This window comes from Streptomyces niphimycinicus (genome assembly GCF_018883605.1).
GTDB lineage: Bacteria > Actinomycetota > Actinomycetes > Streptomycetales > Streptomycetaceae > Streptomyces > Streptomyces niphimycinicus.
Window position 1 is genome coordinate 1 of sequence record NZ_JAHLEM010000480.1, and the last position, 4,252, is coordinate 4,252.

General features: G+C 71.7%; 5 protein-coding genes and 1 pseudogene. 4 read left to right on the plus strand and 2 right to left on the minus strand.

Annotation, left to right across the window (positions count from 1 at the left end; genetic code table 11):
- The 3 genes from lnt to KN815_RS33575 form a co-directional block, all read left to right on the plus strand.
- Window positions 1-1,008, plus strand: a 1,008-nt coding sequence (gene lnt / locus KN815_RS33565; RefSeq protein ID WP_216345622.1) for an apolipoprotein N-acyltransferase, incomplete at its 5' end; no start/stop codon positions are given.
- A gap of 350 nt (window positions 1,009-1,358) precedes the next feature.
- Complete coding sequence (locus KN815_RS33570) at window positions 1,359-2,147, plus strand: polyprenol monophosphomannose synthase (RefSeq protein WP_216345623.1); 789 nt, start codon at window positions 1,359-1,361, stop codon at window positions 2,145-2,147.
- A gap of 79 nt (window positions 2,148-2,226) precedes the next feature.
- Complete coding sequence (locus tag KN815_RS33575) at window positions 2,227-2,415, plus strand: Rho termination factor N-terminal domain-containing protein (RefSeq protein ID WP_059146576.1); 189 nt, start codon at window positions 2,227-2,229, stop codon at window positions 2,413-2,415.
- A 25-nt stretch (window positions 2,416-2,440) separates the two neighbouring features.
- Here KN815_RS33575 and KN815_RS33580 read toward each other — a convergent pair whose 3' ends face one another.
- A complete protein-coding gene (locus KN815_RS33580; RefSeq protein ID WP_253209399.1) occupies window positions 2,441-3,034 on the minus strand; it encodes a hypothetical protein in 594 nt (197 codons plus the stop codon).
- A gap of 280 nt (window positions 3,035-3,314) precedes the next feature.
- Between KN815_RS33580 and fxsA the strand changes: the two genes are divergently transcribed.
- A complete protein-coding gene (gene fxsA / locus KN815_RS33585; protein ID WP_372458550.1) occupies window positions 3,315-3,920 on the plus strand; it encodes an FxsA family membrane protein in 606 nt (201 codons plus the stop codon).
- A 237-nt stretch (window positions 3,921-4,157) separates the two neighbouring features.
- Here the strand turns inward: fxsA and KN815_RS52630 are convergent.
- Window positions 4,158-4,252, minus strand: a pseudogene (locus tag KN815_RS52630) (RNA polymerase-binding protein RbpA); the annotation flags it as partial.

The following is a 4,252-nucleotide window of genomic DNA, read 5'->3' on the forward strand; positions in this document are numbered from 1 at the left end:
GGCCTCTCACCGCGCGGCGCCCTGCCCGCCGCCGGGGCCGTGGCCGTCGCCGCCGTCGTGACGGTGGCCGGATTCGCGGTGCCCATCCCCACCGCCGCCGCCGACTCGGTCGACATCGCGGTCGTCCAGGGCAATGTGCAGCAGCCCGGTATGGACTTCCTGGGCCGCCCCATGATGATCCTCGACAACCATGTGAAGGCGACCCTGAACCTGGCGAAGGACGTCAAGGCCGGCCGGATCGCCAAGCCCGATCTCGTCATCTGGCCGGAAAACGCCTCCGACCTCGACCCCTTCCAGTATCGGGAGGCATACGCCCGGATCGACGAGGCGGTGAAGGCGATCGGCGTTCCGGTGCTGGTCGGCGCCCTGGTCGACCATCCGACCAAACAGGGCTACGTGGAGAACCAGGGCATCGTCTGGGACCCGAAGAGCGGCCCCGGGGCCTCGTACACCAAGCAGCATCCGGTGCCCTTCGGCGAGTACGTCCCGTTCCGCCAGGAGCTGAGCAAGATCATCACCCGGCTCCAGCGGGTGCCCCGCGACTTCTACCCCGGCGACCACACCGGTGTGCTCAACGTCGGCCCCGCCCGGCTCGGCGATGTGATCTGCTTCGAGGTCGCCTACGACGAGATCGTCCGCGACACGGTCAACGCGGGCGCCCGGGCGATCGTCGTCCAGACCAACAACGCCACTTACGGGCGCAGCGGTCAGCCCGAGCAGCAACTGGTCATGTCCAAGCTGAGGGCGATCGAACACGGTCGGCCGGTGATCACCGCGGCCACGAGCGGGATCAGCGCCGTGGTCTCCCCGGATGGCACGATCGAGCAGCGGACGAAAGAATTCACGCAAGATGTGCTCACCGCGCGCATCCCGCTGCGTGACGGCAAGACCCTGGCCGACCGCGTCGGTGCGATCCCCGAGTGGGTGCTCGCTATGGTGGGCGTTCTGTCCTGCGCGGCCGCGATCACGATCGGCCGTCGGGGACGTACGGACGAGAAGGGGCAGTAGCCGTGAGCGACGCACGCGAGGCCGAGGAGCCGCGCCGGAGCAACGACCGTGATGATTCGTCTCACGGGCGGAGAAGCGAACAATCCGACGCCGTGAGCGACGCACGCGAGGCCGGTGAGCCGAGCGAGAAGGCCGCGGAGCCGCCGGCCGGAGCCGGTGAGCCGAACGCGAAGGCCGAGGCGTCCAGCGAGAAGGCCGAGGAGCCGGGCGCCGGAGCCGCAGAGGCCGGCACGAAGGCCGACGAGCCCAGCACGAAGGCCGACGAGCCGCGTACCGGAGCCGCGGAGCCGCTGGCCGGAGCCGACGAGCCGCGGACCGGAGCCGACGAGCCGCTCACCGGCGGCGCGGACGTGGAGCCGCGCCGCGAGCGTCAGGACGACGGTGGCCGGCGGAAGTACGGTCCGCTCGGTACGACCTTGGTGATCATTCCGACCTATAACGAGGCGGAGAACATCAAGTCGATCGTGGAGCGGGTCCGGGAGTCGGTTCCGGACGCGCACATCCTCGTCGCGGACGACAACAGCCCGGACGGCACCGGCAAGGTCGCCGATGAGCTGGCCGCCGAGGACGACCGCGTCAAGGTGCTCCACCGCAAGGGCAAGGAGGGCCTCGGCGCCGCCTATCTGGCCGGGTTCCGCTGGGGCATCGAGCACGGCTACGGCGTGCTGGTGGAGATGGACGCCGACGGCTCCCATCAGCCCGAGGAGCTGCCCCGGCTGCTCACCGCGCTCAAGGGCGCGGATCTGGTGATCGGTTCCCGCTGGGTGCCCGGCGGGCGGATCGTCAACTGGCCCAAGTCCCGCGAGTTCATCTCCCGGGGCGGCAGCACGTACTCCCGCCTGCTCCTCGATGTGCCGATCCGCGATATGACGGCCGGCTATCGCGCGTTCCGCAAGGAGACGCTCGAGGGCATCGGCATGGACGAGGTCGCCTCCCAGGGCTACTGCTTCCAGATCGACCTGGCCTGGCGGGCCATCAAGGCGGGCTTCCACGTCATCGAGGTTCCGGTCACCTTCATCGAACGCGAGCGTGGCGAGAGCAAGATGAGCCGCGACATCGTCACCGAGGCGGCCTGGCGGGTCATGTCCTGGGGCGTGGGCTCGCGGGTCAACAAGATGCTGGGCCGCAAGGAGCCGTAAGCCCGGCTTCGCGCTCGGAGTAGTCCCGCAGGCGTCCTTCCGTCCCGTACCGGACACTTGAGGCGGAAGGAGGCGGAACATGGCTAAAGCGACCACGAAGAGCGGGAAGTCGACAGCGCGCGGCATGGCGGCCCGAGGGAGCGCCAAGTCGGGCAGCATGGAGATGCGGACCAAGGAGGATCTGTACCGCGAGGCCCAGAAGGCGGGCATCGAGGGCAGGTCCCAGATGTCCAAGAGTCAGTTGATCTCGGCACTGCGCCACCGCTGACCACGGGACCGAGCGCGGCTCGGTCTCAGCGGACCCCCGGGACGGTCGGCACCGTGAGCAGCGCCGTCCCGGCGACCAGCCAGGCGACGTAGTCGCCGATATGCCCGGACTGCAACCGCCGTACGGGCGCGAGTAGAGCGGCCGTCCCGGTGTGGACCGGCCGCCGTACCGCCAGTGCGGCCAGGGTGATGGCGAGGGCAGTGGAGAACGGCCCGAGCAGGATCCCGGTCGCCTGCCAGTGCGGCGGCACGGACGCCGGGACGGCCGCGGCGCGTCCGACCAGCACCGACCGCCGGTAGCCGCCGGTGTCGGTGAACAGCGCCCCGGCCCCGGTCTCCGGACCGCTCGCGGGATGCCCGTCCCGGGGCCGCCGCCCCACTCCGGCGAAGATCCGCAGTCCGGCGCGCAGCACCGCGCCTCCGGTCACCGCCGACACCAGGACGTAGAGCGCGGGCAGCCAGGCGGCGGTGTGCCCCGCGGCCTCCTCGGCGACGGCCTTGCCGAGCCCGGAGCCGAACGGCGACAGCCAGCACAGCGCCGGCCCGCCCACCGCGAACGGGGCACCGACCTCCGGCAGCTCCCGGGCCCGGCCGAACAACTCGTGCTCGTCCACCGACACGTACGCCGCCCGCGATCAGCAGCGCGCCGATCAGCAGCAGCTTGGCCATGGCCCGGTCGGGCCCGGTCGCCACGCACAGCGACAGCACGGTGGCGACTTCGGCCCTCTCCTCGGACTCCTCCCCGGCCCTCTCTTCGGAGGACTCCTCCCCGGACCTCTCTTCGGACTGCTGGAGCCTCTGGGGCACCTCGCGCGTTGGAACTCATGAGATCCCCTCGATCCCCTTGGCCACGCGGCCCCGGGCTCCGTTTCGCGCACGGGTCCGGGCACACTTGGAGGCATGATGACCGGCGTATCCCAGCAGAGCGACCCGACCCGCCCGAAGCGCTCACGCGCCCGCACCTTCGTGCCGCTGGGGATCGCCGCCTGGCTGGTTCTGGAGATCTGGCTGCTGACCCTGGTGGCGGACCTGGCCGGTGGGCTGACCGTCTTCCTGCTGCTGGTCGCGGGCGTGGTGGTGGGCGGGGCCGTGGTCAAGCGCGGCGGCCGCCGGGCGTGGCAGAGCCTGGCCGGGGCGATGCGGCCGGGCGGCGCCGAGGAGCCCTCGGTGCGGCCCGGAAGCTCCTTCACCATGCTCGGCGGGCTGCTGCTCATGGTGCCGGGGCTGATATCGGACGTGGCCGCGCTGGTGTGTCTGTTCCCGCCGACCCGGGCGCTGCTGCGGCGCCGCGCGGAGAGCGCGCTGTCGCGCCGGATGGGCTTCGTCCCCGGAACGCCGTCCGACCCCTTCGTTCAGGCCCGTGAGGAGTGGGAGCGCCGGGGCGGGCAGGTGCGCGCGGAGCGGGGCACGGTCATCCAGGGCGAGGTGATCAAGGACGGGGGCGACCGGGGCCGGAACGGCGATGGAGAGCCGGGCCCCGGACTGCGGCCCCGCGACCGCGGCTGAGCCACTGAGCGCTCCACTGGATCTGCCGCGCCGCGCCGCCAGCCGTCTGCGGCACCATCGTGGTGGGTCGCGCCCCGCGGCGGAGAGATCGGGACCGGCGCTGAGCCACCGGGGTCGGGCTGGGCCACCGGCGGCCACAGCCCCACCCGACGCCGCCGCCAATGCGAACAAGGGCCGGGGCCACTGCTCAGCAGTGGCCCCGGCCCTTGTCATCTATCTCAGTGCTGCCGCTCGGATTCAGGCAGACTTACGGGTGTCCCGCGGATGCACGGCGATGTTCATCGCACCGGAGCGCAGGACCGCCAGCCGCTCGGCCAGCACCTCCTCGAGCT

Excerpts from the sequence above, each read along its gene's own strand:
- fxsA (WP_372458550.1), top strand. The coding sequence starts at position 3,315 with ATGATGACCGGCGTATCCCAGCAGAGCGACCCGACCCGCCCGAAGCGC.
- KN815_RS33575 (WP_059146576.1), top strand. The coding sequence starts at position 2,227 with ATGGCTAAAGCGACCACGAAGAGCGGGAAGTCGACAGCGCGCGGCATG.